This window comes from Polynucleobacter sp. MWH-Loch1C5, from assembly GCF_018881775.1.
Classification (GTDB): Bacteria; Pseudomonadota; Gammaproteobacteria; order Burkholderiales; family Burkholderiaceae; genus Polynucleobacter.
Genome location: NZ_JACVPR010000001.1, coordinates 1,517,517 through 1,542,635, shown reverse-complemented (window position 1 = coordinate 1,542,635; position 25,119 = coordinate 1,517,517). Strand labels below are relative to the sequence as shown.

General features: G+C 48.2%; 26 protein-coding genes and 1 pseudogene. 5 read left to right on the top strand and 22 right to left on the bottom strand.

Features of this window, described 5'->3' with window-relative positions; all coding sequences use genetic code 11:
• The first annotated feature begins 7 nt into the window (after positions 1–7).
• Complete coding sequence (locus ICE94_RS07950; protein WP_216150642.1) at positions 8–631, top strand: YbhB/YbcL family Raf kinase inhibitor-like protein; 624 nt, start codon at positions 8–10, stop codon at positions 629–631.
• 12 nt (positions 632–643) lie between these two features.
• Here the strand turns inward: ICE94_RS07950 and ICE94_RS07945 are convergent, their stop codons facing one another.
• A complete protein-coding gene (locus ICE94_RS07945; protein ID WP_216150640.1) occupies positions 644–1,855 on the bottom strand; it encodes a CaiB/BaiF CoA-transferase family protein in 1,212 nt (403 codons plus the stop codon).
• 89 nt (positions 1,856–1,944) lie between these two features.
• On the opposite strand from ICE94_RS07945, the gene ICE94_RS07940 reads away from it, so the two are divergent.
• Positions 1,945–4,257, top strand: coding sequence for a YgiQ family radical SAM protein (locus ICE94_RS07940; RefSeq protein ID WP_216150639.1), 2,313 nt, complete (start codon positions 1,945–1,947; stop codon positions 4,255–4,257).
• A 25-nt stretch (positions 4,258–4,282) separates the two neighbouring features.
• On the opposite strand, the gene ICE94_RS07935 is transcribed toward ICE94_RS07940, so the two are convergent.
• Positions 4,283–4,603 carry a DUF167 domain-containing protein gene (locus ICE94_RS07935; RefSeq protein ID WP_216150637.1) on the bottom strand — a complete coding sequence of 107 codons (321 nt, stop codon included), beginning with the start codon at positions 4,601–4,603 and terminating at the stop codon, positions 4,283–4,285.
• Positions 4,604–4,650: 47 nt separating this feature from the next.
• Between ICE94_RS07935 and ICE94_RS07930 the strand changes: the two genes are divergently transcribed.
• Positions 4,651–5,934: an amidase gene (locus tag ICE94_RS07930; protein ID WP_216150636.1), complete on the top strand. Its 1,284-nt coding sequence runs from the start codon at positions 4,651–4,653 to the stop codon at positions 5,932–5,934.
• Here the strand turns inward: ICE94_RS07930 and ICE94_RS07925 are convergent.
• The 5 genes from ICE94_RS07925 to ICE94_RS07905 are packed head-to-tail and all read right to left on the bottom strand — an operon-like array spanning position 5,931 to position 9,185.
• Positions 5,931–6,668: an LrgB family protein gene (locus ICE94_RS07925; protein WP_216151080.1), complete on the bottom strand. Its 738-nt coding sequence runs from the start codon at positions 6,666–6,668 to the stop codon at positions 5,931–5,933. The genes ICE94_RS07930 and ICE94_RS07925 overlap by 4 nt on opposite strands.
• Before the next feature lie 35 nt (positions 6,669–6,703).
• The gene (locus tag ICE94_RS07920; protein WP_216150634.1) at positions 6,704–7,060 is read right to left on the bottom strand and encodes a CidA/LrgA family protein; all 357 of its coding nucleotides are present in this window, start codon (positions 7,058–7,060) and stop codon (positions 6,704–6,706) included.
• Positions 7,061–7,063: 3 nt separating this feature from the next.
• Positions 7,064–7,588 (bottom strand): gamma carbonic anhydrase family protein, encoded by a 525-nt coding sequence (locus tag ICE94_RS07915; protein ID WP_216150632.1) that lies wholly within the window; start codon positions 7,586–7,588, stop codon positions 7,064–7,066.
• The gene (locus ICE94_RS07910; protein WP_216150630.1) at positions 7,585–8,040 is read right to left on the bottom strand and encodes a DUF2721 domain-containing protein; all 456 of its coding nucleotides are present in this window, start codon (positions 8,038–8,040) and stop codon (positions 7,585–7,587) included. Before ICE94_RS07910 ends, ICE94_RS07915 begins: the two co-directional genes overlap by 4 nt.
• The gene (locus ICE94_RS07905; protein ID WP_216150628.1) at positions 8,040–9,185 is read right to left on the bottom strand and encodes an alpha-hydroxy acid oxidase; all 1,146 of its coding nucleotides are present in this window, start codon (positions 9,183–9,185) and stop codon (positions 8,040–8,042) included. Before ICE94_RS07905 ends, ICE94_RS07910 begins: the two co-directional genes overlap by 1 nt.
• Before the next feature lie 78 nt (positions 9,186–9,263).
• On the opposite strand from ICE94_RS07905, the gene ICE94_RS07900 reads away from it, so the two are divergent.
• Positions 9,264–9,986 (top strand): pseudouridine synthase, encoded by a 723-nt coding sequence (locus ICE94_RS07900; RefSeq protein WP_216150626.1) that lies wholly within the window; start codon positions 9,264–9,266, stop codon positions 9,984–9,986.
• Here the strand turns inward: ICE94_RS07900 and ICE94_RS07895 are convergent, their stop codons facing one another.
• Positions 9,987–10,583 carry an isochorismatase family protein gene (locus ICE94_RS07895; RefSeq protein ID WP_216150624.1) on the bottom strand — a complete coding sequence of 199 codons (597 nt, stop codon included), beginning with the start codon at positions 10,581–10,583 and terminating at the stop codon, positions 9,987–9,989.
• Positions 10,584–10,643: 60 nt separating this feature from the next.
• On the opposite strand from ICE94_RS07895, the gene ICE94_RS07890 reads away from it, so the two are divergent.
• On the top strand, positions 10,644–11,030 hold the full coding sequence (locus ICE94_RS07890; protein WP_216150622.1) for a hypothetical protein: 387 nt from the start codon (positions 10,644–10,646) through the stop codon (positions 11,028–11,030).
• 1 nt (position 11,031) lies between these two features.
• On the opposite strand, the gene ICE94_RS07885 is transcribed toward ICE94_RS07890, so the two are convergent.
• From ICE94_RS07885 to ICE94_RS07820, 14 genes and pseudogenes are all read right to left on the bottom strand, one after another.
• Positions 11,032–11,676, bottom strand: coding sequence for a hypothetical protein (locus tag ICE94_RS07885; protein ID WP_216150620.1), 645 nt, complete (start codon positions 11,674–11,676; stop codon positions 11,032–11,034).
• Positions 11,673–11,948 (bottom strand): hypothetical protein, encoded by a 276-nt coding sequence (locus ICE94_RS07880; RefSeq protein WP_216150619.1) that lies wholly within the window; start codon positions 11,946–11,948, stop codon positions 11,673–11,675. Before ICE94_RS07880 ends, ICE94_RS07885 begins: the two co-directional genes overlap by 4 nt.
• Positions 11,918–12,973: a nitronate monooxygenase family protein gene (locus tag ICE94_RS07875; RefSeq protein WP_216150617.1), complete on the bottom strand. Its 1,056-nt coding sequence runs from the start codon at positions 12,971–12,973 to the stop codon at positions 11,918–11,920. Before ICE94_RS07875 ends, ICE94_RS07880 begins: the two co-directional genes overlap by 31 nt.
• Positions 12,970–13,974, bottom strand: coding sequence for an alkane 1-monooxygenase (locus ICE94_RS07870; RefSeq protein WP_216150615.1), 1,005 nt, complete (start codon positions 13,972–13,974; stop codon positions 12,970–12,972). Before ICE94_RS07870 ends, ICE94_RS07875 begins: the two co-directional genes overlap by 4 nt.
• Before the next feature lie 68 nt (positions 13,975–14,042).
• Positions 14,043–16,628 carry a bifunctional aconitate hydratase 2/2-methylisocitrate dehydratase gene (acnB, locus tag ICE94_RS07865; protein ID WP_216150613.1) on the bottom strand — a complete coding sequence of 862 codons (2,586 nt, stop codon included), beginning with the start codon at positions 16,626–16,628 and terminating at the stop codon, positions 14,043–14,045.
• 245 nt (positions 16,629–16,873) lie between these two features.
• Complete coding sequence (locus ICE94_RS07860; protein ID WP_216150611.1) at positions 16,874–17,305, bottom strand: thioesterase family protein; 432 nt, start codon at positions 17,303–17,305, stop codon at positions 16,874–16,876.
• Positions 17,306–17,324: 19 nt separating this feature from the next.
• Complete coding sequence (locus ICE94_RS07855; protein WP_216150609.1) at positions 17,325–20,411, bottom strand: efflux RND transporter permease subunit; 3,087 nt, start codon at positions 20,409–20,411, stop codon at positions 17,325–17,327.
• A complete protein-coding gene (locus ICE94_RS07850; RefSeq protein ID WP_216150607.1) occupies positions 20,411–21,250 on the bottom strand; it encodes an efflux RND transporter periplasmic adaptor subunit in 840 nt (279 codons plus the stop codon). Before ICE94_RS07850 ends, ICE94_RS07855 begins: the two co-directional genes overlap by 1 nt.
• Positions 21,251–21,259: 9 nt before the next feature.
• Positions 21,260–21,715 carry a DUF2244 domain-containing protein gene (locus ICE94_RS07845; RefSeq protein ID WP_216150605.1) on the bottom strand — a complete coding sequence of 152 codons (456 nt, stop codon included), beginning with the start codon at positions 21,713–21,715 and terminating at the stop codon, positions 21,260–21,262.
• A 13-nt stretch (positions 21,716–21,728) separates the two neighbouring features.
• Positions 21,729–22,025: a 4a-hydroxytetrahydrobiopterin dehydratase gene (locus ICE94_RS07840; protein ID WP_216150603.1), complete on the bottom strand. Its 297-nt coding sequence runs from the start codon at positions 22,023–22,025 to the stop codon at positions 21,729–21,731.
• Between the two features lie 42 nt (positions 22,026–22,067).
• Positions 22,068–22,871: a sulfite exporter TauE/SafE family protein gene (locus ICE94_RS07835; protein WP_216150601.1), complete on the bottom strand. Its 804-nt coding sequence runs from the start codon at positions 22,869–22,871 to the stop codon at positions 22,068–22,070.
• Between the two features lies 1 nt (position 22,872).
• On the bottom strand, positions 22,873–23,217 hold the full coding sequence (locus tag ICE94_RS07830; protein WP_216151078.1) for a TIGR01244 family sulfur transferase: 345 nt from the start codon (positions 23,215–23,217) through the stop codon (positions 22,873–22,875).
• A 72-nt stretch (positions 23,218–23,289) separates the two neighbouring features.
• Positions 23,290–24,390: pseudogene (locus tag ICE94_RS07825) on the bottom strand (YeeE/YedE family protein); the annotation flags it as partial.
• 32 nt (positions 24,391–24,422) lie between these two features.
• Complete coding sequence (locus tag ICE94_RS07820) at positions 24,423–25,112, bottom strand: hypothetical protein (RefSeq protein WP_216150599.1); 690 nt, start codon at positions 25,110–25,112, stop codon at positions 24,423–24,425.
• Positions 25,113–25,119 lie beyond the last annotated feature (7 nt).

Sequence of the window (25,119 nt, the reverse complement as noted above, 5' to 3'; positions counted from 1 at the left end):
GACCGATATGAAAGTCAGTAGTCATAGTTTCAAAGACCAAGGCGTGATTCCTGGAGAATTTGCCTTTGCCATTAAGCACCCCCAAGACCGCATACAACTCTCTACCAACCGTAACCCTCATATCAACTGGAGTGATGCCCCAGCCAATACCCAATCATTTGCATTGATTTGCCACGACCCTGATGTACCGAGCGTAGGTACCGATGTCAATCAAGAGGGTCGCACCGTCCCCGCTAGCTTAGCGCGTGTGGATTTTTATCACTGGGTACTGTTAAATATTCCAGCCCATCAGTCTGAGATTGCGGCAGGCTCGCACAGCAATGGCGTGACTGCCAAAGGCAAGCCTGCGCAAGCTCCACTCGGGCAACATGGCATCAATGACTATACGGCTTGGTTTAATGGTGATGCTCAAATGGGTGGTGACTACTATGGCTATGATGGCCCATGCCCACCATGGAATGATGAAATCAAACACCATTATGTGTTTACCGTTTACGCCTTAGACACACCGAGCATCTCAATGGGTACGCGCTTTACTGGTGCCGAAGCTTTGGCCGCCATCCGTCCCCATATTTTGGCAAGCGCAACCATCACAGGGGTCTATAGCCTCAATCCGGCGGTCGCTCTGTAAGGGTTTCTGATCTTAGCCCAAGATGCCTTGGTCTTTGAGTATCTGAATTTGCTCTTCACTAAAGCCATGCTCTAAGAGTGTGGCTTGAGTGTGCTCCCCCAAGGTCGGTGCACGATGTCGAATGGCCCCCGGTGTTTTAGAGAGCTTAGGTATCACTCCAGGCATTTCTACTTCTAGACCTGCCGCACTCGTGACTGTTTCAATCACACCACGGGCTCGATAATGAGGATCTTGGGCAATATCTTCGATGGTGTAAATACGCCCTGCCGGAACCGAAGCTTCTTTGAGCAAATCCAGAATCTCATCAACAGATTTAGTTTGAGTCCACGCGTTAATCGCCTCATCTAACTCAGTCGCACGTTTTGCCCGACCATCATTTTTAGCCAATTCTGGATCGTCTCTTAAGTCAAGCCGATTCATGAGAGTCATTAAGCGCTGGAATAATGAATCGCCATTAGCGGCAATCAAGACGTACTCACCACTTTGCGTCAGGTAAGCATTCGAGGGCGCAATTCCAGTGAGCGCTCCACCGGATGGTTGTCTGACGGCCCCGAAGACGTGATACTCGGGCAACATACTTTCAGTCAGATTAAAGATCGATTCATACAAGGCCACATCAACGACTTGCCCACGACCACTGCCGCCTAACTTGCAGTCCCGCTCGTACAAAGCGAGCAAGACACCTAGAGCGCCATGCAAACCAGAAATCGTATCCCCTAAAGATAAACCGGCACGGGTAGGCACTTGGCCAGGATGCCCATTGATGTAGCGCAAGCCTCCCATGGCTTCAGCCACAGCAGCGAAACCAGGTTCAGATTTTCTAGGGCCATCTTGGCCATAACCTGAGACTCTGAGCATGATCAAACGAGGATTGATCCGCTCTAAATCTTCCCAGCCCAGCCCCCATTTTTCCATAGTGCCAGGCTTAAAGTTCTCAATCAGGACATCCGCCGTTTTGATTAACTCTTTAACAATGTTTTGCCCTTCGCTTTGGCGTAAGTCAATACAGATCGATTCTTTATTGCGCGATTGCGCTTCCCACCATACCGATGTCCCCGCGTGTAGCATGCGCCACTTACGCAGTGGGTCACCATCACTTGGCGATTCCACCTTGATGACGCGAGCCCCAAAATCTGCCAAAGTTTTCGCAGCAAAAGGACCAGCAATCAGCTGACCGAGTTCTAAAACACGAATCCCCTGCAATATTTGCGGTTCTGGCTTCATAAAAATCCTTGCAAAATCATCTGTATAGTACAAATGATAGCCGATGTCCCTGTTAGCAAAAGTGCTATAAAGAGCCTACAATCACGGGCGTGAACGCGCCTTTTAATCCATCTCTCATACCCTCTGCGCCCAAGCTGAGTTCTTATCCCAAATATTGGGCTGAGTGCTTTGGCACAGCCCCCTTCTTACCGATGAGCCGGGCGGAAATGGAAAAACTTGGCTGGGACAGCTGCGACATCATCATTGTGACCGGCGACGCTTACGTAGATCATCCGAGTTTCGGCATGGCCATTATTGGCCGTTTACTGGAATCACAGGGATTTCGTGTAGGCATCATCGCCCAACCTGACTGGCAGTCCGCCGATCCTTTTAAAGTACTCGGTAAACCTAATTTATTTTTTGGTGTAGCAGCCGGCAATATGGATTCTATGATCAACCGCTATACGGCTGATCGCAAAATTCGTAGAGACGACGCCTACACCCCGGGCGGCGAAGGTGGTAAACGTCCTGACCGTTGCTCTTTGGTTTATGCACAACGCTGTAAAGAAGCCTACTCGGATGTACCTATTGTGATGGGTGGCATTGAAGCCTCACTGCGCCGCATTGCTCACTATGATTACTGGCAAGACAAGGTCAGACGCTCCATACTGATTGATGCTAAAGCAGACATCTTGCTCTACGGCAATGCCGAGCGTGCTGTGATTGAAATCGCTCATCGCCTCGCTCGTGGCGAGAAGGTGCAGGATATTACGGATATCCGCGGTACGGCTTTCGTACGCCGTCAACCGGCCCCTGGTTTTGTCGAATTAGACTCAACCAGTGTCGATACACCAGGAACTATCGATCCACCAATTAATCCTTATCTGACACCCGACGAACAGGCCGAACAACAGGGCAGTTCCTGTCAAGCTACTCAAGCAGAGAGCGATAATGCTCCGAAAGAAACCGTCGTCACCGTTGCACTCACTCCTAAAAAACGTCTAGAGCGAGATACGACTGTGATCCGTTTACCGAGCTATGAAGAAGTGAAACGAGATCCGGTCCTCTATGCTCACGCCAATCGCGTGCTGCACCTAGAGACCAATCCTGGCAACGCGCGCGCACTCGTACAACGCCATGGTGAAGGTGCATCAATCCGTGATGTTTGGCTCAATCCTCCGGCAGTGCCTTTAGCTACGGAAGAAATGGATTATGTGTATGACCTACCGTATGCCAGAGCCCCGCACCCCGTCTATGGTGATGCAAAGATTCCGGCATGGGACATGATTCGTTTTTCAGTCAACATCATGCGTGGCTGTTTTGGCGGTTGTACTTTTTGTTCGATTACTGAGCACGAAGGACGCATTATTCAAAATCGCTCTTCTAACTCGATTATTCGAGAAATCGAAGAAATCCGTGACAAGGTGCCTGGCTTTACCGGCGTGATTTCTGATCTTGGCGGCCCTACTGCCAATATGTATCGTATCGCCTGTAAATCAAAAGAGATTGAGGCACACTGCCGTAAACCCTCCTGTGTCTACCCTGATATTTGCCCCAATCTCAATACCGACCACACGCCATTGATTCAACTGTATCGCCGTGCGCGCGCTTTACCCGGTATCAAGAAAATCTTGATTGGCTCGGGTTTACGCTATGACTTAGCCATCAAGGCACCAGCCTACATCAAAGAACTAGTGACCCACCATGTAGGTGGGTACCTCAAGATTGCCCCAGAACATACCGAAGGGGGTCCACTATCGAAGATGATGAAACCAGGCATGGGAGCCTACGATCGCTTTAAGCAATTATTTGATCAGTACTCCAAAGAAGCTGGCAAAGAACAATATTTAATTCCTTACTTTATTGCGGCCCATCCAGGCACCAGCGATGAAGATATGATGAATCTGGCGATTTGGTTAAAGAAAAATGGTTTTAGAGCCGACCAAGTACAAACTTTTTACCCATCCCCTATGGCTACAGCCACGGCGATGTATCACACCAATAAAAACCCATTGCGTAAAGTAACTCGTACTAGCGAAACAGTCGATATCGTGCGCGGTGAAAAACGTCGCAGACTTCATAAAGCTTTTTTACGCTATCACGATCCTAATAATTGGCCACTCTTGCGCGAGGCGCTGAAAAAAATGGGGCGTGCCGATCTGATTGGCAACGGTAAACATCATTTAATCCCTAGCTATCAACCGCAAACAGATGGTAGCTACCAGAGTCCACGTCGCAAAAACTCAAGTACTGCAGTGGCTCGTAACCCCCGTGACTTTTCTACCCCTGAAAAACCACGTCGCGGCACGATCTTGACGCAACACACAGGATTACCACCGCGCGCCGGTGTGCAGACTGGTGCAAAGCGTTCAGGCACCTCAGCAGTCACGCGTAGCAAAACGAGCAAACCCCGCGCGCGTTAATGTTGGTCGTAATTAAAAACGGTCTTTAGGGCATTAAGGCTGCGATCACGCTTGGCAGCATCGCCACATTGTAAGAATTAATTTCCAGAATCTTCTGTCGCGACTGCTGACCGCTCTTGATGGTTATCGCTTGCCGGGCGAGGCCACAGCGTTTTACTAAAAAATCCAATAAGGCATCATTGGCAGCGCCATCAACAGGCGCTGCCATGAGTCTAATCTTGAGACGTCCATCATGAAGGCCTTGTATCTGAGTTTGCTTCGCCCCAGGCTGACAATAGATCGCCAGCTTGAGTACTGATCTCTTTTCATCAAAAACAGCCCAAGTCGGTAATCCAGTTGCTTGCATAAAGTCCATTTGAGCATAAAAGTAAAAGCACGTTTAAGATAATCAACATGAAAGCACTTCACGAATTGACCGCGACAGAAGCCCGCGCACTACTGGGCCAAGGAAAAATTAGCGCAGAAAAACTCGTTCACGCAACTCTTGAATACATCAACGAGCGAGAACCGGAAATAGAAGCATGGGTTTGTCTGCGACCTGACTTAGCGATTCAGCAAGCAAAAGAACTCGATCGCCAGGGTTCACAAGGGCTACTGCATGGCATCCCCTTTGGAGCCAAAGATATTTTTGATACCCGTGACTTTCCGACTACTTTTGGCTCACCCATATATGCCCATAACCAACCAGCAATAGATGCAGTACATATTGCCTTGATGAAGGCTGCAGGTGGGGTGTTATTAGGAAAAACAGTGACTGCTGAATTTGCCACATTTAAAGGTGGCAAAACACATAACCCCCAAAGACACAACCATACCCCCGGTGGCTCATCGAGTGGCTCCGCGGCTGCGGTGGGGGCCCACATGGTAACGCTAGCGACTGGCAGCCAAACTGCTGCGTCAGTGATCCGCCCAGCCTCGTTCTGTGGCGTGATCGGCTTTAAACCCACTTTTGGCAAGATTAGTTTGGGCGGCGTCAAAAGCCTATCCCCTTCATTAGATACATTAGGCTGCTTTACAAGAAGTGTGGGTGATGCAGCCCTAGGGGTTGCAGCCATGAGCGGTGATCATGCTTTGGCAGACATTGCCCCTCTGAAGAAAAAGCCACGCATCGCCAGCACACTGACCTACGATGCTAAACAAGCCAGTGCCGATGCAGTTGCTGCTGTGAATCACGCGGCACTTCTGGCTGAAGACGTTTGGCAAAAAGATGTCCCGCAGATTGATCTACCGAAGATCTTCAGTGATATGAGCGAAATACAAGGCCGCATTATGTGGTCTGAAAGCGCTCGCAGCTTTACCTTCGAACGTGAAAACTATCCTGAGCAATTAAGTCAGCAGCTACGGGGCTTGATTAAGCAAGGTGCGCAAATTAGCTATGCACAGTACAGCGCTGATTTATTACGCGCCGAAGAAGCACGGCACGTGATGCACGCACTCCTCACGGATAACTATGATGTACTGATCAGCCCTGCAGCTGTGGGGGAAGCACCGCAGGGCTTAACTCTCACGGGTGATCCTATTTTTTCTAGAGTATGGACTCTCATGGGCTTGCCATCCATTACCCTACCGCTCTTCCAAGGGTCCACGGGCTTGCCCGTTGGGGTTCAATTGGTGGCAGCACGAGGTCGTGATGCTTATTTACTGAGCGTCGCTGATGCGCTCATGAAGGCTCGTTAGAATCTAAAGTAAGGCAGAATCAAGGGAATCAATAAGGCACCTATCACGCCGTGCATACCCATTGCTAAGCTCGCATAAGTCCCTGCGAGTGGATGAACGATAAAAGCGCGTGAAGTACCAATCCCATGAGCGGCCACCCCCATGGCAAAACCTCTTTGCCACCAAGCTTTCATGCCTAAAAGATTTAGTATCTGACTACCAATGCTCGCGCCAATAATGCCAGTAATCACCGCAAAGACTGCTGTCAGTGTGGGCGACACATCAATGCGCTCAGCGACCCCCATCGCAATCGGCGCGGTGACCGATTTGGGAATCATGGCTCCAACTATCGCAGCATCCGCCCCCATCAGGCTTGCGACACCGACTGCGGCCGTCACAGAGACCGTACCCCCCAGGAGTAAAGCAAGCAACAATGGGAAAATACGACGCTTGAGCAAGGTATAGCCTCGATATATGGGTACCGCTAAAGACACAGTAGCTGTACCTAAGAGAAAGTGAACGAATTGCGCACCTTCAAAATAAGTGGCGTATGGCATATCGAGCAATAACAAAATACCAGCGACGCCACAGACAGCAATAGCCACGGGATTGGCCAGCGGATTACGATTGAGCTTTAGATAAATTGTCAGCCCGACTTGATAGGCTAATAATGTGACTATCAAAGCAAATAAGGGACTGCCTGAGAGATAAACCCAAATTTGTGTCATAGGTAAATCTAAGGGGCTCGCTGTCATAGCACTATTTGCTACAGTACTGACAACCGCTTCACTCATGATGATTGCTCCTCATCAGCATCACCACTGATCCAGCGCAAAACTAATGCAGTGACTGCAATAGTGAACACGACGCTGATGCCTAAGGCCATGATGATGGCAAAACCATGCGCCTTCAATTGTGGCAAAAATAGAATAACGCCAACAGCAGCAGGCACAAATAAAATACCCAAGTGTTGACTAAATGCATCGGCGACCTGTGCGAGCGAGTCATTGACATGCCCACGCAGAATTAAAAAGCCCAAAAGAAAAATAAGTCCCCACACAGGACCGGGCAGGTTAGGAAATAAAAATTTCGATACCAACTCACCCACACCCTGCCAAAATAGGATTTGTGCCAGGCCGGCTATCATGGACTAGCCAATCTTCTTCAGTTCAGTCTTAAAGAGATCTTTTTTGGCCATATAACTCTTTGCACTAGCCTTGAGTCCCTCAATCGCCTCAGGAGTGAGTTCGCGCACCACTTTCGCAGGAGAACCAAGAATTAATGAATTATCTGGGAATACTTTACCCTCGGTGACGACCGAGCCTGCACCCACTAGGCAGTTTTTACCAATCACGGCACGATTAAGAATCACGGCTTGAATACCAATCAAAGAGTTTTCCCCAATCGTACAACCATGCAACATCGCTTGATGCCCCACTGTCACGTTCTTCGCTAAGGTTAAGGGACAACCCATATCGGTATGCATCACCGTACCTTCTTGCACATTACTACCCTCACCCACCGTGATCGGTTCGTTATCCCCACGAATCACCACACCAGGCCAAACACTGGTATCTTTTTCTAAAATAACATCACCAATCACCGTTGCTTCTGCTGCAACAAAAGCGGTGTCATGAATTTGAGGTTGTTTGTCTTTGTATTGATAAATAGTCATGATGAGTGTGGTGCTTTCCAATGAATTGAATAAGAGGCAATCAGAACTTCAGCCAATAATGAGAGTAATGCCAAGATAAAGGATCCGATGCCCCCGACAAAAGTATGTAATACATACTGCGATAACTGTAATTTACCGGTAGTCGTTTCTGCAAAAAATAGTTCTAGAATGGTTAAGCCAATCAAAATAGCGCATAAAACGAGAAAGATCATCGAGGTATTAATCAAGCGTCCTCTTTGGGCAATATGGACCAGCTCACGCTCATAAGCACTCACCGTATGGGGCTTTAGTTGAACTGAATCATCACCCAAAGCCGCTTGCAAGACTCGAGAACGATCAATCACGCGCGCTAAGCGTTGGGTTAATGCGCCAATCATGCCAGCGACCGCTGTGAGTAAAAAAACAGGTGCGACCGCTAGCTGAATACTCTCGCTGAGTGCTCCAGGATTCATTAATAGGTTCCTGGATAAAGAATATCTTTAGTGACATTCTGAATATCACGATGTCCCGTAAAGGCCATGGTGACATCTAACTCTTTATGAATAATTTCTAGCGCCTTAGTGACACCAGCCTCACCCATGGCACCCAAGCCATAGAGGAAGGCACGCCCAATCATGGTGCCACGCGCGCCCAAAGCCCAGGCCTTGAGCACATCTTGCCCTGAACGAATGCCACCATCCATCCAGACTTCAATATCTTTACCTACAGCATCAACAATACCCGGCAGCGCGTAAATACTCGAAACAGCACCATCTAACTGACGACCACCATGGTTAGACACAATCAGGGCATCGGCACCCGATGCCACGGCTTTGCGAGCATCTTCTTCATCAAGAATGCCTTTAATGATGAGTTTGCCGCCCCAACGATTCTTAATCCACTCGACATCGCCCCAGTTCAAGGCGGGATCGAATTGCTCAGCAGTCCATGAAGACAATGAAGACAAATCACCGACACCTGTAGCATGACCTACGATATTACGGAAGGTACGACGTTGGGTGCCTAGCATGCCTAAACACCAACGGGGTTTAGTCATCATATTCATGATATTCGGAATGGTGAGCTTAGGCGGCGCACTCAAACCATTCTTAATATCCTTATGGCGTTGTCCTAAAATTTGTAAATCTAAGGTCAAGACCAAGGCAGAGCAACGGGCTGCTTTAGCACGATCAATCAAACGCTCAATAAAGCCACGATCTTTCATGACGTATAGCTGAAACCAAAACGGTGCCGTGGTGTGCTCTGCGATATCTTCGATTGAGCAAATGCTCATAGTCGATAAACAAAACGGCACACCGAATTTCTCTGCTGCACGGGCCGCTAAGATTTCCCCATCCGCATGCTGCATACCCGTTAAACCTGTAGGCGCCAATGCGACTGGCATTTTGACTTGCTGCCCCACCATGGTGGTGGCTGTGGTGCGGTTTTCCATATTGACTGCTACGCGCTGGCGTAATTTAATTTTTTGAAAGTCACTTTCATTAGCGCGATAAGTCGACTCTGTCCAAGATCCAGAATCCGCGTAGTCATAAAACATCTTAGGCGTGCGTTTTTTATGCAAGACACGCAAGTCTTCAATGGTGGTAATAACCGGCATACTGCTCCTCTATTTTTAGTCTATATGGCTTTATCATTGCCAAACCTTATTTGTAACACAAGAAAGGCCCTCTGACCGATGGCGAAATCCCTAAGTCTTGAAAAAATCCTATTTAGTCAAGGATTTGGCACACGTCGCTATTGCCAAGATCTGGTTTGGGCTGAATTGGTGAAGGTCAATGATGTACTCATGACAGACCCCGATGAAAAAATCGATCCTGAGGGATCGATACTTGAGGTCGATGGTCAAATCTGGCAGTACCAAGCTCAGGCTCACGTGGTCTTTCATAAACCCAGTGGCTACGAATGCTCGCATAAACCCAGTCATCACCCCAGCGTCTATAGCTTACTACCCAACCCACTCATTGAACGCGGTATCCAGTGTGTAGGTCGCCTCGACTACGATACGACCGGGCTCTTACTGCTCACCGACGACGGTCAACTGATCCATCGCCTCACATCCCCCAAAAAAAATATTGGTAAGCGCTATCGCATCACACTGGCCGAACCTAGCTCAGATGTTTTGGTCAAACGTCTCTTAACTGGCGTGCAACTCTATGATGAAAAAACCACAAGTTGCGCTAATGCATGCGAAATCACCGGTGAGTATGAAATTGAAATGGTGATTCCGGAAGGCAAATATCATCAAGTGAAACGCATGGTTGCAGCAGCAGGCAATCACGTGACTCAATTACATCGCCAAGCGATTGGGCGTTTTGAGTTACCTAGCGATCTAGCTGTCGGTCAATGGCGTTGGCTCAGCCCCGAAGAACTACGCTTAGCGACACAAACGCTCGAGTGATTACTTAATCAGTTGCAAAGCATCCTTGAACGCCGGGTGCTCACAATGCTCTAGCCACTCAAAGATCACCATTTCAGTGGTGACTAATTCAGCACCATTGGCCGCCAAACGATCAAATGCAGCATCACGATTTTGCGCTGTCCGTGAACTACAGGCATCAGTCACCACCCAAACATCGAACTCATGCTCTAACAAACCTAAAGCGGTTTGTAATAGGCATACGTGGGCCTCACATCCACCCAAGATGATGGCGGATCGCTCGGTCGCTTGATGAGCTTTCTGCAAATGTTTAGGCAAGCTTCTAGCGTTACCCTGAGGCTTCGCAGGTGCACGCAACAAATCAACCAAACCATCGGCACAGGCCCCAAAATGCATTTTGCTCAGGGTCTCTTGGCAATACGATTTGAGCGTAGCATCGTTAGGCCCTAATTTATTCGGATTTTGTTCGGTACCCCAAACAGGAACCTTCAATAAACGGGCAGCTTGTGCTAGCTTGTGCGCATTCGCTAAGACAAAGTCAGCCTCATGAATGACAGGCATCAGTTTTGTTTGGTAATCGACCAAAACCAGTTGACAATCTTCAGCAACGAGTAGCATCTTGAGATCCAAAAATATGATGTAATGGATCTATTGTCTTACAAATTGAAGCATCTTCCTATGTTATTGGCTATTCTGATCATTGTCCCTTTAGTGACCTTTGTGTTTTACATCAACGCACTAAGAAAAACCTTGGCGGCAATCGATCCAGACATGCGTGCTCAAGCACCCGGCCTAGCTTGGTTATTACTCATTCCTATTTTTAATGTGATTTGGTTCTTTTTTTTATTAAGAGCCATCCGCGATGGTTTTGATCGAATGGCGGCGGCTGGCCGTTTAATCAAGAATGTCGATACAGGCTACGGGATGGGCTTGGCTATGGGCTGCTGTTGGGCGGCTATGTTCATTCCCCGCCTCACACTCTACACTTTCATCCCGATGATGGTATTTTCGATTCTGCATTGGAATAAATTAGGTCAAGCACGAGCAGCTATCAAAGCCGATTGAATTATTTTTTCTCTAAAGTAATCTGCGCCGTGAGTTTCCCAGCAAAAATCATCTCTAATTGCAAGCCGTCAATACCTTCGAATACTTTGACACCCTCTTGTTGAGCAGGCTGAGTATGAACCACCCGCAAAAGATTTGCTGGCCAATCAAAACGCATGGTGGCAGCCATGGGCAAATACCCATCAAAATAACGTCTCATTAAAGGACCGGCATTCAGACGATACTGATTTTCAGCGACACGATCTAAGGCGCGAGACTGTAAATCAATACAAATCGATGCGCCACGTTGAACATCGGTGAGCGTCACCCTTGCATCCTTCACTTCAGCCATCGCCATCTTATCGATACTGCGCACCTGAATGTCTCGGATACGATCGGGATTAAAAACGATCACCACCTTACGAATCGGATCTAGCTGATAGTGACAGGTCTGTATTGTCACTATACCCGTCTCAAGACTAGCTTCATTAATCTGAAGACGTGATTGATAACGATAAACTCCCTCATCTGGGCGCTGCTTTAAAAAACGAATCTCTCCCTCTTGCGCAATATCTGAAAACTCAAGCGCATGGATCGAGACAGCAAAGAGACCCACCAAGCTCACCAAAGCCCAGCGTGTGAAGAGCTGGATACCCTTACGTTTCATGCCTGAGCCTGATAGTGACTGGCTTTAGACAGCCAGTGTTGCAAAGCGTCCGCTAAATCTTTTTTACTAAATGAGCAACTTTCTTCAGTAAATAGTGAGGCTGACTCTATGCGTTCTAGGATACCTTCGAGAACAATGCCATATTTTTCTGGTAGCTGTGCCATCTGATTCGCTTGACGAAAACGAGCGATGAGCTCAGCGCTAGATGCATGACCTGACTGCCAATCTGCCAACAAAGCAGCTAATGGGACTTGATCGATAAGGCTTGCCATGCAGACTCCATTTCCAGACGAAGGATTTGTAGTAGTTGTGATGCGCTCAGGGAGCGACAATCTTGATAATTTTGCCCAGCCCAAAGACTCTGATACTCAGCATCTGCAGCGCGTTGCGCCCAGGCTCGCATGGGGCCCGTCAGAGTATTTTGCATGGGGAATGACAACACAGCCTGATGATGCATACGCCGTATAAATTCATTATCGAGCCCTTGCGCACGACGCCCCGAGAAGCTTCGGGTTTCAACTACCGCTCTTTGCGCACGCAAGAGTTCTTCTTTGTGCTGCAAACTGGCAGTTGACTCGTGACAGGTTAAAAACGCCGTTCCCATTTGCGCCGCCTGTGCACCTAAATCAATCACCTTGGCTACATCATAACCATGCATGATGCCTCCCGCGGCCACCAATGGTAGGGATGTCATTTCTAGTACTTGTGACAATAGCTTGACCATAGGCAAGTTCTCATCCTGCCCATCGGGCTCAAAAATCCCACGATGCCCGCCTGCCTCAATCCCTTGCACAATCAGAAAGTCTGCTTGCGCCGCAATCGCTTGGCGCGCCTCGAATACGGAAGTGATATTGAGCCCTATAGTGATTCCGAGTGATTTTGCTTGCTCAATCACGCTCTGAGGCGGAATACCAAAATGAAAACTGAGTATGGCAGGTCTTTCCTGCCAAACGGGTTCGAGCATGGCACTCAAATCAGGAATATAGGGTGGCTTTAAGTCTGGCCAAGCGACCTCATCAAGACCTAATTGAGATAGCGCCTGCCTTACTGCAGCAAGCTGTTCTTGATCGGGTGGCGCCACTGGCTTGAAAACAAAAAAATTAGCGTTGATTGGGCCACGAGTTAATTTTTTCGTAGACTGTAAATCTTGCAATATTTTTTCAGGGGAACTATAGGCAAAGCCAAAACTACCGATACCACCTCCCTCGCAAACTGCTGCGACCATCTGAGGATTATTGATGCCACCGGCCATGGGTGCGGCAATCACAGGTACACGCAGGTCTTGAAAAAGTTTCATGTTAGCGACTGACTTTGTACTTGCATAAGACGCGGTTTCATAACTTTAAAAAATAGCGGTGGCAACATCGCCAAGAGAATCATGCCCGCGTAACCGGTTGGCATCTGCGGCGACTGATGCGAGCGGTACAAATCATCGCAATGCAAGGACGGTTCCATATGATGGGCCGCATGGCGGGGTAAATTAAAGAGTAAAGCTTCTGACATCCAAGAACTCGAGTCCCACGTGTGTTCTGGTCCCATACGCTCGTATTTGCCGTCTAGCTGCTTTCTTCTTAAACCCCAATGCTCAATGTAATCGACTGCGCCTACTAGGAATTGCGCCACAACCAAATTAATAAGCCACAGCACAAAGCCCTGCAAGCCAGCCCAGTAAACGACGATGGCAAGATACACTAGGCTTAGGATTGCACCCAACCATACTTCATTGAATCTTCCTTGGGCTTTTTCTGCTAATTCCATAGCGCCCTTGAATACCCCCCAATAGTAACGAGGCAGAAAATGCCACAAACTCTCCTCTTGACGCGCTGATGCAGGATCACCCTCAATCGCGGCCATACGGTGATGACCTCGATTGTGTTCAATGATGTAGTGCGAGTAGTCAATGCTGATCATATGAGTGCGCGCTAGAAAACGATCTAGGCCATTTCTGCGATGACCGAGTTCATGACCTAGAGTAATCCCAATACCCCCTGAGATATAGCCCATTGATAAGCCTAAAGCGATAATTTGGAACCAGGTCCACTGCTCGGCATGTAAGAGTAAATACACATTTTGCGCAATCAAGAAGAACATCACCAAGCGCGGAAAATGCTGCCCCCACACCCAAGTGACTGACTCTTGCTTGGAGTCTTTTGGATCGACCTTAGACTGAGTCAGATACTCCAGTATCGGAAAGACGACTGCCCCAGCAAATAGTGCCAACCAAGGCATATCGTAGACCACACCGAGTGTTGGCAAAGCCACAAAAATGCTGGGCAGGATGAAATTCATGATGAACATGTTCTCATCATATAAAAAAAAAGGACTTCCGTCAGGAAGTCCTTTGAGAGCCAGTGGCTATCTTAGATTTAAGCCGTTACAGTCTTAGCGACGTCACTGAAATCTTTGATTTGATCAAAGTTCATGTAACGATAGATCTGATCGCCATTGGCATTAATCACTCCAATGTCAGCCATATACTCTTCTTTGGTTGGAATACGTCCCAACTTAGAGCAAATCGAAGCTAATTCTGCTGAACCCAAATAAACGTTGGTGTTTTTACCTAAGCGGTTCGGGAAGTTACGTGTGGATGTTGACATCACTGTCGCACCTTCACGGACTTGTGCCTGGTTACCCATACAGAGTGAACAACCTGGCATTTCCATACGCGCACCCGCGCCACCTAAAACACCATAGTGACCTTCTTCAGTCAGCTGTTGTGCATCCATCTTGGTCGGTGGAGCTACCCACAAACGGACTGGAATATCACGTTTACCTTCGAGTAACTTAGAGGCCGCACGGAAGTGACCGATATTCGTCATACATGAACCAATGAAGACCTCATCAATCTTGGCACCAGAGACATCTGATAATGTTTTCACATCATCTGGATCATTCGGGCAAGCCACGATCGGCTCATGAATTTCAGCTAAATCGATCTCAATCACTGCAGCGTACTCAGCATCGGCATCACCTTTGAGGAGTTCAGGCTTGGCCAACCAAGCTTCCATCGCTTTAATACGACGTGACAAAGTGCGCGCATCTTGATAACCATTAGCAATCATCCACTTCATGAGTGTGATGTTGCTGTTCATGTATTCAATGATTGGCTCTTTGTTCAAATGTACGGTACAACCCGCTGCTGAGCGCTCAGCAGATGCATCTGAAAGTTCAAAAGCTTGCTCAACTTTCAAATCTGGCAAACCTTCGATTTCCAAGATACGTCCAGAGAAAATATTCTTCTTACCTTTTTTCTCAACCGTCAATAGGCCTTGCTTGATGGCATATAAAGGGATGGCATTGACTAAATCACGCAATGTCACACCTGGCTGCATCTTGCCCTTGAAACGGACCAATACAGACTCAGGCATATCCAAAGGCATCACACCCGTCGCTGCAGCAAAAGCGACTAGGCCTGAACCGGCTGGGAAAGATATACCAATCGGGAAACGTGTGTGTGAATCGCCACCCGTACCCACAGTATCTGGCAACAAGAGACGGTTTAACCAAGAGTGAATCACACCATCGCCTGGGCGCAACGCTACACCGCCACGGGTACTGATGAAATCAGGTAACTCATGGTGCATCTTCACATCGACTGGTTTTGGATAAGCCGCTGTATGGCAGAAAGATTGCATCACCATATCTGCTGAGAAACCTAAACAAGCCAAATCTTTCAATTCGTCACGCGTCATCGGGCCGGTCGTATCTTGTGAACCCACTGTCGTCATCTTCGGTTCACAGTAAGTTCCAGGACGAATACCCTTACCTTCTGGTAAGCCACAAGCACGGCCAACCATCTTCTGCGCCAAGGAGAAACCTTTACCTGAATCAGCGGGGTTTTGTGGCAGACGGAATAATGTAGAAACTGGTAAACCGAGTGCTTCACGGGCCTTGGCTGTCAAACCGCGACCAATGATCAGAGGAATACGGCCACCTGCACGCACTTCGTCAAAGAGAACTTCAGACTTGACCTTGAACTCAGCGATGACTTGACCATTCTTCAAGGCCTTACCTTCGTAGGGGCGCAATTCAATTTCATCACCCATATTCATATTGCTCACATCGAGCTCGATCGGCATCGCGCCAGCGTCTTCCATGGTGTTATAGAAAATCGGTGCAATCTTGCTACCCAAGCAGACACCACCAAAACGCTTATTAGGTACGAATGGAATATCTTCACCGGTAAACCACAACACAGAGTTTGTGGCTGATTTGCGTGATGAACCTGTACCCACCACATCACCCACGTAGGCCACCAGATTGCCTTTGGCACGTAACTCATTGAGCTGTTTGATCGGGCCCACTTTGCCAGCCTCATCAGGCGTAATGCCATCACGTGGGTTCTTCAACATGGCCAAGGCATGCAATGGAATGTCCGGGCGACTCCATGCATCAGGCGCAGGAGATAAGTCATCGGTATTGGTTTCACCAGTGACTTTGAAAATCGTGAGCTTCAAGCTTTGTGGCACTTCTGGGCGGCTCGTAAACCATTCAGCATCCGCCCAGCTCTGTAACACGGCTTTGGCATTGGCATTGCCTTTGTCAGCCTTTTCCTTAACGTCATGGAATTGGTCAAACATCAAGAGTGTTTTCTTCAAACCGGCCGCAGCAATAGCACCTACTTGAGCATCGTCTAGTAAGTCGATCAAAGGAGAGATGTTGTAGCCACCGAGCATCGTACCTAATAGCTCAGTCGCTTTCTCACGGCTAATCAAGGGTGTTGTCTCTTTACCAAAGGCAACCGCTGCTAAATATGAAGCCTTCACTTTGGCCGCATCATCCACACCCGCAGGTACGCGATAAGTAATCAACTCAAGCAAAGCCTGCTCTTCACCTTTGGGTGGATTCTTGAACAGCTCGATCAATTCTGCGGTTTGTGTAGCTGATAAAGGTAGCGGTGGAATACCCAAGGCCGCACGTTCTGCGACATGGTCACGGTAGGCTTTCAACATAGTTGTTTCCCTCTTTAGTTAAATCGACAAAAGACATCATTTCTTAAGACTTATATCTTATATAAGACTTGAAGTGCTGACAAGGTATTCGTCCTTGTTTTTTGTTAGCTTAGCTGATTTTGATGGCGCCTGGCTGACAAAGCCATAATCAAATAAAGGTCAATTAAATCAATTAGTTAACCTAAATTGGCTGGCGTATAAGAAAAATTTGAGGAAACTCAGGGGGATAGCGAAGATCCCACCATCTATGAATCAGTATTTTGTATTTTTGCGCGTAAATCAGCGGGCCATGATGCCGCCTTTTGCGTTTGAAAGTCCACCCAAACCAAGGTGGCACCACCCGTGGCATATAAGGTATCCGGGTCTGAAGTCAAAGAGATGAGGTTGAAGGTTTCTAAGCTGACCCGACTTGGGTTGGCAATAAAGGTTCTGACTTTGAGTTCCGCGGGATACTCGATTTGCTTTAAGAAATTACAAAAAGCATTGACGACCACTACCCCAGCCTCTTGGGTTACAAAGGGTAAACGTAAGCTATCTAACCAATGGATACGCGCTTGCTCGATATAGCGAAAGTAAACGGCGTTGTTGACGTGCCCATACGCATCCATATCGCCCCAGCGCACAGGGATCGTGCACTCATGAACAAAAACTTTCTCTTCTGGAATATCAATACGCATGCCAAGTACTCTAATTTATTTAAGGGGTGTTTTTATCCACTTTAAACCATGCTGCATACATGGCCGGTAAAGACAGTAAAGTCAGGGCCGTAGCCACGATCAAGCCACCCATGATGGCCACCGCCATCGGTCCCCAAAACACACTGCGTGATAAAGGAATCATAGCTAGCACCGCAGCCGCAGCAGTCAAAATAATCGGGCGATAACGATGCACACAAGCATCGATGATGGCTTGACGGGCAGCCACCCCTTTGGCTCTACCCTGCTCAATCTGATCGATCAAAATCACTGAATTACGCATGATCATGCCTAATAAGGCAATAAAGCCTAAGAGCGCCACAAAACCAAAGGGACGATTAAAGAGCAAGAGCGTTAATGCCACCCCTGAAATCCCCAAAGGTCCTGTAAGCACGACTAAAAATGCTCGCGCACTACTCTTTAATTGAATGACCAATAAGGTAAAGATCAGGAACATCATGATCGGCACCCCAGCAGCAATCGATGCCTGACCACGACTACTTTCTTCAACAGAACCACCAATGCTGACACGATATCCCGGTGGCAAACGCTCAATCAGCGGCTGGAACTGTTTCATGAGCGCAGCGGTTGCCGTAGGCCCTTGAATGCCGGGTATCACATCCCCTTGCACGGTAATCGCGTACTCACGGTTCTCACGCCACATCGTGGCGGGCTCCCAAGTGATCTTGATCTCTGCAATACGCCCGAGTGCCACCGGCGCACCATTCACAGTAGCGAGCATGGTGTCACGAATATCTTGGAGCTCATCACGCTCAGCTTTGGGCAGGCGCATGACAATGGGTAACAAAGCATCTCGCTCACGATACTGACCCACCGTCACACCCCCATAGAGGGCGTTGAGTGTCTGAGCAATGACTTGTGGAGGCACGCCAAGCTCTCTGGCTTTAGCAGGATCTACCTCAATTTTGACGGTCGCCTGCTCTTGATTCCAGTTATCGTTCACGCCCTTCACCAAGGGTGAGGCCTTCATCACCTCAAGGAAGTCATTCGCTAATAAACGTAACTTTTGCGGGTCATCACCCGTCACACGAAACTGCACGGGATAAGCGATGGGCGGGCCATTCGGTAAGAGCTTTACGCGCACCCGCGCTTCTGGGGCAGCATCTTCGAGTATCCGAGGCAAGTCTTTAACCAGACGATCTCGCGCTTTCGGTTCGGCAATCACTATGGCTTGCGCAACACTACTGCGCGGGAAAATCACGTCCAAAGGTAAAAAGAATCGTGGCGCACCATTACCTACCCAAAGGGTCACAGTTTGCACACCACTGGCTTCTAGTAACTTCTCTTCAATACGCTGCGCGACCTTTTCGGTCGTTGCAAAACTAGCGCCTTCGCTAAGATAAATATCAACCAAAATTTCAGGGCGTGATGAATCCGGGAAAAACTGCTGTTGCACCTGACTCATGCCCACAATACCAAACAAGAAACTAGCAGCAGTGGCTAAGATCGTTTTCTTGGGATGATCAACGCACCAAGCCACAATAGCTTTGAAACGTTGGTAAAAAGGCGTATCAAAATGTTCATGCTCTTGACCTTCAGGGGTAGCATGCTGAGGTTTTTTGAGCATCAAGTAACCCAAATAAGGCACAAAGAGTACCGAAACAAACCATGAAATGATAAGAGCTGCCGCTGTGACCGCAAAAATAGCGAAGGTGTATTCACCCACGGCTGACTTAGCAATACCAATGGGTAAAAATCCAATGGCCGTAATCAAAGTCCCAGTTAACATGGGCATCGCAGTGAGCTCATAAGCCGCTGTCACTGCCTTCATACGGTCATAACCCTCTTCTAACTTACGCACCATCATTTCCACCACAATGATGGCATCATCAACCAGCAAACCTAGAGCAATAATGAGTGACCCTAATGAAATTTTATGTAGCCCTACTCCAGCCAGATACATCACTAAGAAGGTCACTGCCATTACGAGCGGAATTGAAATAGCCACCACCAAACCTGGCCATGGATCAATGCGCCACGGATTTTTATGCAAACCCAGAGAGAGCAAACTCACCAAAAGAACGATGACCAAGGCTTCCACCAAGACACCCAAGAACTCTTTGACGGAGTCACCAACGACCTTCGGTTGATTTTGAATCAGAGATAACTTGACCCCCGCCGGTAATTCAGTTTCAAGCAACTGAGTGACTTTTTGTAACGATTGACCGAGTTCAATAATGTCACCACCACGACTCATGGAGACGCCTAAGGCGACCAGTTCTTCGCCTTGATACCTCACCTTCGAGACTGCTGGATCGATCGCCTGTCGTTTGACATCAGCAATATCACCTAAACGCAATGCAGCACCACTAGGGGCTCTTAGAGGCATAGCCTTAACATCAGCAACGGATTCAAATGGGCCACCGACCATGATGGGCACCATCAGTGCTGGGGTGTGTAATGCACCCCCGGACTCAATCGCATTTTGCGCATTCAGTTGTGCTGCCACTGCGCTCGGCGTTAGGCCATATTGCGCCATTTTTTTACGCGAGAGCTCAACATACACTTGCTCTTCTTGCAAGCCGTAGATCGCCACCTTACCGACGTCTTTCACATTTAACAGGCGCTGGCGTATGTAAGTGGTGAAGTCTCGTACTTCATCAGTGGTGTAGCCCGGCGCTGAAAGTCCATAAATCACACCGTAGGTGTCGCCGAAATCATCATCAAAGAACGGTCCTTGAACACCCTGCGGAAAGGTATGCTTGGCATCATTAATCTTTTTACGTACGGTATAAAAGAGATTAGCGACTTCTTTGGGTGGGCTGCTGTCTTGCACATAGAAAACAACTAAGGTCTCACCTGGATGGGCGTAACTACGGATCTTGTCGGCATAAGGAACTTCCTGCAAGATGCGCTCAATCTTATTGGTCACTTGATCAGCCATCTGAGCTGTCGTTGCCCCAGGCCAATAAGCACGCACCACCATGGCCCTGAATGTAAATGGCGGGTCTTCATCTTGACCCAAATTGAAATACGCTCCCGCACCCAAGAGCATCAGAGCAATCATTAAGTAACGAATCAGGGGCACATGATCGATCGCCCAACGCGATAAATTGAGACGTCCCATTACTGCGCCTTTGCAGTCAGAGCAATACGAACTTTTTGACCAACATCGAGGGCATGCCAACCGGTTGCGATGACTTTATCCCCTGCTTGAAGACCTGCCACCACTTCAATCGACGATTCTGTCGCTGGGCCTACTTGGATACTCACCGCTTCTACAACACCCGTATCCTGTGAGCCTTCGTCGAGCTTGACACGATAAACCGTTTTTCCATCACTCAGTATGGCAGTAAGTGGGATAGTTTTACTCGCTGTGGCAGACTTAGTCGAGGAGCTTCGGACCCCTGAAAAATCCATGCGGCCAATGATTTTTTTAGCCTCGACGGCATCCCGCAGCTGAATCGAGAAAGTCTTCAACACGCCAGCTTCAGGCGCTCTTAAAGTGACAAAGCCTAGCTGATCTAAAGTCTGTTCATATTTAGCACGCGCACCCTCAATCGCTGCGGTACGGCGATCAAACTCAGAGGCGGAAATAAAGTTTTTAGCTCTTAAATCCCGAAAGCGTTGATAGTCGGCTTCAGCGGCTGATAATTCTGCTTTAGCTGCTTTATAAGACGCCAGTGCTGCTGACTCACTCACCGATAAGCTAGTCGGAATGAGGCGCGCCAAAGCCTGACCGGCTTGTACTTTTGTACCGGCAGTCGCTAACACTTCAATGACCTGACCTGAGGTATCAAAACTCAACACATCTTTTGCTGCAGTCTGAGTCGTCAAAGTCTGACCTTGACCAAACTCAAGAACTTTAACTAGACGAACTGGAGGTACTTTATCTTCTTTTTTGCCACAAGCCCCCAGAGTGACTAACAGGGTAGCAGCAAGCAGTATTGTTAATTTTTGTTTCATTCCGCTATCTTAAAGGATGGAGGTGTTGATTGCTCGTTGTAACTCTCTAGCCAATTGCTCACGACGCTCTAGAAAAATAAACTGTCCGATTCTGAGCTCTTCGCCACCCTGGCTAATCAAAACCAACTGCTCTTCGCGGCGCCCCTTAGGCTTAGGCAAGGTGACTTTCACCCAAGGCGCATGCCATACTTTTTGCATGATGCGACTGCCACGGCTCATTTCAATACGTAGCTCTTTTTGATGCAAGCTGATCTTTTCATAATCTGCAGCATGGCGGGTATAGACCAATAATGCGACCCCTAAAACAGATAACTCAAGCAAGGTGAAAGGCAAAATCATCCATACACCTTGAAAAACAAAGTAGCCTGCAATCAAGGATGAAAAGCTACAAATCGAGAGATAAAACATCCCCACTTGCTTGGGAGTAAATGAGCAATTACGCTTCATTAACCACACCCGTTCCATAGCAAGACCCTAATTAGAAACGTTCGAAAACGATATTGATATAGCGAGCTAGCTCAAGATCACGTTCACTCAGACCACCGACATCATGGGTACTGAGCGTAATGTCTACTCGATTCCAAACATTAGACCATTCGGGATGATGATTATTCTTCTCTGCATGCAAGGCAATGCGCGTCATAAACGCAAATGCTTCAGAAAAATCATTAAAGACAAATTGACGATGAATGGCATCTCTGCCCTCGACCATACGCCAGTCAGGCAGTTCTTGAGCAAGTTGGCTTCTTTGCGCGGGTGTGATTAAAGAGGTCATAACCTCAATGTATCACCAAGCTTTACTTTGTGCAGATGAGGGTTATTGACCGAGTCGGCTCAGCATCAAAAGCGCAATGCCGGTTGCGAGAATAGCAAATGCTTTTTTGAGTTGTGGTGCGGGCAGGCGCCAGGCGATTTGGCGTCCGATGAGCAAACCCATCATCGAGGCCAAAGCAAATGGCATGGCTATCGCCCAGTCCATCACACCATAGATATTGGAAAAAAGTACGCCGCCACCAGATACGAGAGTCAGAACCCCTAGAGATGTAGCCACAATCGACTTCATCGGTAAATCGGTATAACGGTTCAGCGCCGGGACAATAATGAAACCACCCCCTACTCCCAATAAACCAGAAAAGAAACCTGCACACATGCCGGAGAGTGATAAAGCACGAGCACATGGCAGAGTCCAAATTAACTTGCCAATATCTTGATCTAACTGACAGGGTGGCCCCAGTGCTGGCTCAATACCTAAGATTTCTTTTTGGGCTTGCTGCCACATATTGCGAGCCACCCAGAGAAGGATGAGGACAAAAATAATCACAAGAGGCCAGTTGGGTAATTGCTGAGCCAGCCAGATCCCTATGGGAGAAAGTATCAGACCTGAAACGGCAATGAGTAACGCAGCTTTGTAGCGCAGTATCTGCGCACGCAAACCCAAAACAGCGCCCACACCGGCTGATAGAAAAACAGCAAGCAAACCAATGGGTGCGGCTTGTGCCACCGTTAAATCAAGAAAGAAACTTAAGAGTGGCACAGAAAGAATTGCACCCCCTGCACCGGTGAGGCCTAGGACTAGACCGACGCCAGCCCCAAGCACCCCCTCAATCAACAAACCTTCCAAATTAGCCTACTTGCTGGGCCAACATGTATAAATTAGTAGATCTAGCGCCTGAGCGACAGAAAGCCAAAATGGGGCCTGGCATCGTCTCTAAAACTTGAGCCATGGCTTGAGCTTGCTCTAGAGTGATTTGACCACTCACCACTGGTAAATAGACATAGTTCAGACCTAAGGCTTTCGCTGCCACTTCAATTTCAGCGCTTAAGGGCTGAGTGGGGCCCGCCTCGCCATCAGGGCGATTATTCACAATCGTTTTGTAACCCTGACGCGCAATCTCAGCCACATCTTCTGGCGTAATTTGACCGAGTGTGCCAAATTGGTCTGTATGACAAGCGATTTGCAAAGGCATTCCACATCCTCCAGTATTTGAATGGTAGTTCGAGTTTCCGCTAGCAATTACAGGTTCGCATGGCGGGGGAAGTAACCTCCAAGTGAGATACTTCATCCCCAAACTAGCACCCCCAATGAAAGCAAAGACAGCAATAAAAGCATTGATCGCCAAAGTCGACATGCCTGTAACGCCTTGGCCAATCGTACAACCCATCGCTGTTACCCCGCCAAAACCCATCAGGATGGCGCCCACAATATGGTTAGCCGTATCTTCTACATTGCGGAAGGTTTCCCAATGAAAGGTTTTTGTTACCAGCGCATACAGCGTCGAACCCAGAGTGATACCGAGCACTGAAACAATGCCAAGCGTGAGCTTCTTACTCGTATCACTAAAAAATGTCAGCCACTCCATGAGATAGGCATAGGGAGCCACAAAAGTGAGACTCTCCATACGCCCTGAATTTGTTGCAACAAACACTTCTTCTAGCGTATTCGGGTCTTCTGCGACGAAACCCAGAGAACCGGAGACCCACCAAATCGCGAGTACACCACCGCCGACTCCAAAACCTGCCAAGAAATTATTGAGATTCCAAAAGTCACGGCGCACCAAGGCAAAAGTGACCAACGCTGAACCTAAGACTAAACCCAATGCTAAATGCGCATGGGCTTTAGTCATGCCCATTTGAGCTGCCATGATTGAAGGTAAATCCTGCGGTGTACTCAGCGTTACAAAAACTGTATCCACCGTGGAAACACGCAAAACCCCCAAAATACCTCTTAAGGTCATGTATGAGGCCAACCCCATCACCAAGAAAACGATCAATGATTTCAGGCTACCTGCGCCCATACGCACGAGTGTTTTACTACCGCAGCCAGAAGCCAAGACCATACCAAAGCCAAACAAAGTGCCGCCGACGATGGTCGATAACCAAGTCAGGCGTGCACCGGTATAAAAAGTTTTACTGGTATCAAGAATGCCTGCGTAACTGAACAAGGCCATACCGATGATTGCTATACCCATAGCCATCAGCCATTGGCGCATGCGCGTGGTTTCACCCATGATGAACCAGTCACTCACTGCCCCCATGGTGCAAAAGCGACTCTTTTGCATGATCACACCTAAAAGGAGCGTGATTGCAAATGTGGACCACAAGACTGTTGTTGTTACGGCCGCGATGTTAATTTCCGGCATACATTCCTCTAAACCCAAGCAAGTTTGCTATTTTAGGGCATTTTTCGAGGCTCAGAGATTCCCTGGAGGTATTCCGTATCGTTAAGACAGACCACCCAATGAGGTTTGTAGACCACGAAGACGGCCAACACCATGCCCGTTAAAGATCCTTCGGTAAAAGACAAGATCACTAAGGTCACCACCCAGTCCACGATATCGTTGGAGAGGCCTAATTCTTTGGGGCTAAAGGCTTGATGGGTCGTAAAGAGAAATATTGCGGGAATAATGACACTCATAACACCGGCCACATAGCCACGCCCCAATATAAAAATGAACATGTGTTTGGGTAACAACCGTTGAATCAAATAGTTCACGCCATGAGCGACCAAGGCCGGCATCAAACCCAAAACAAGGTATTGGCGTAAAGCAGCTTCTAAAGTCCAGTCACTGAGAAGAGCAACCAGCACGGTCACCAGAGCCAGCATCAGAATAGCCGGCCTTAAGCCATACATCGCCACGAGTAGTGCCGCTCCAAAAAACTGAAACGATAAACCCACTAGCGCTTCTGCAGACATGCCAGGCAAAACTGCTTTGACATTCCAGGCAATACCTAAAACAAAGATGCCGCCCAGTACAGAACTCAGCACCTCTTTCCGGACCAGAACCCGCCAGGCGGCCCCCTGGATAGCCCAGACAAGCGCTAGACCGGCAAGCGCAAGATAGATGCCGGTCATGCTAGTCATACTTCAG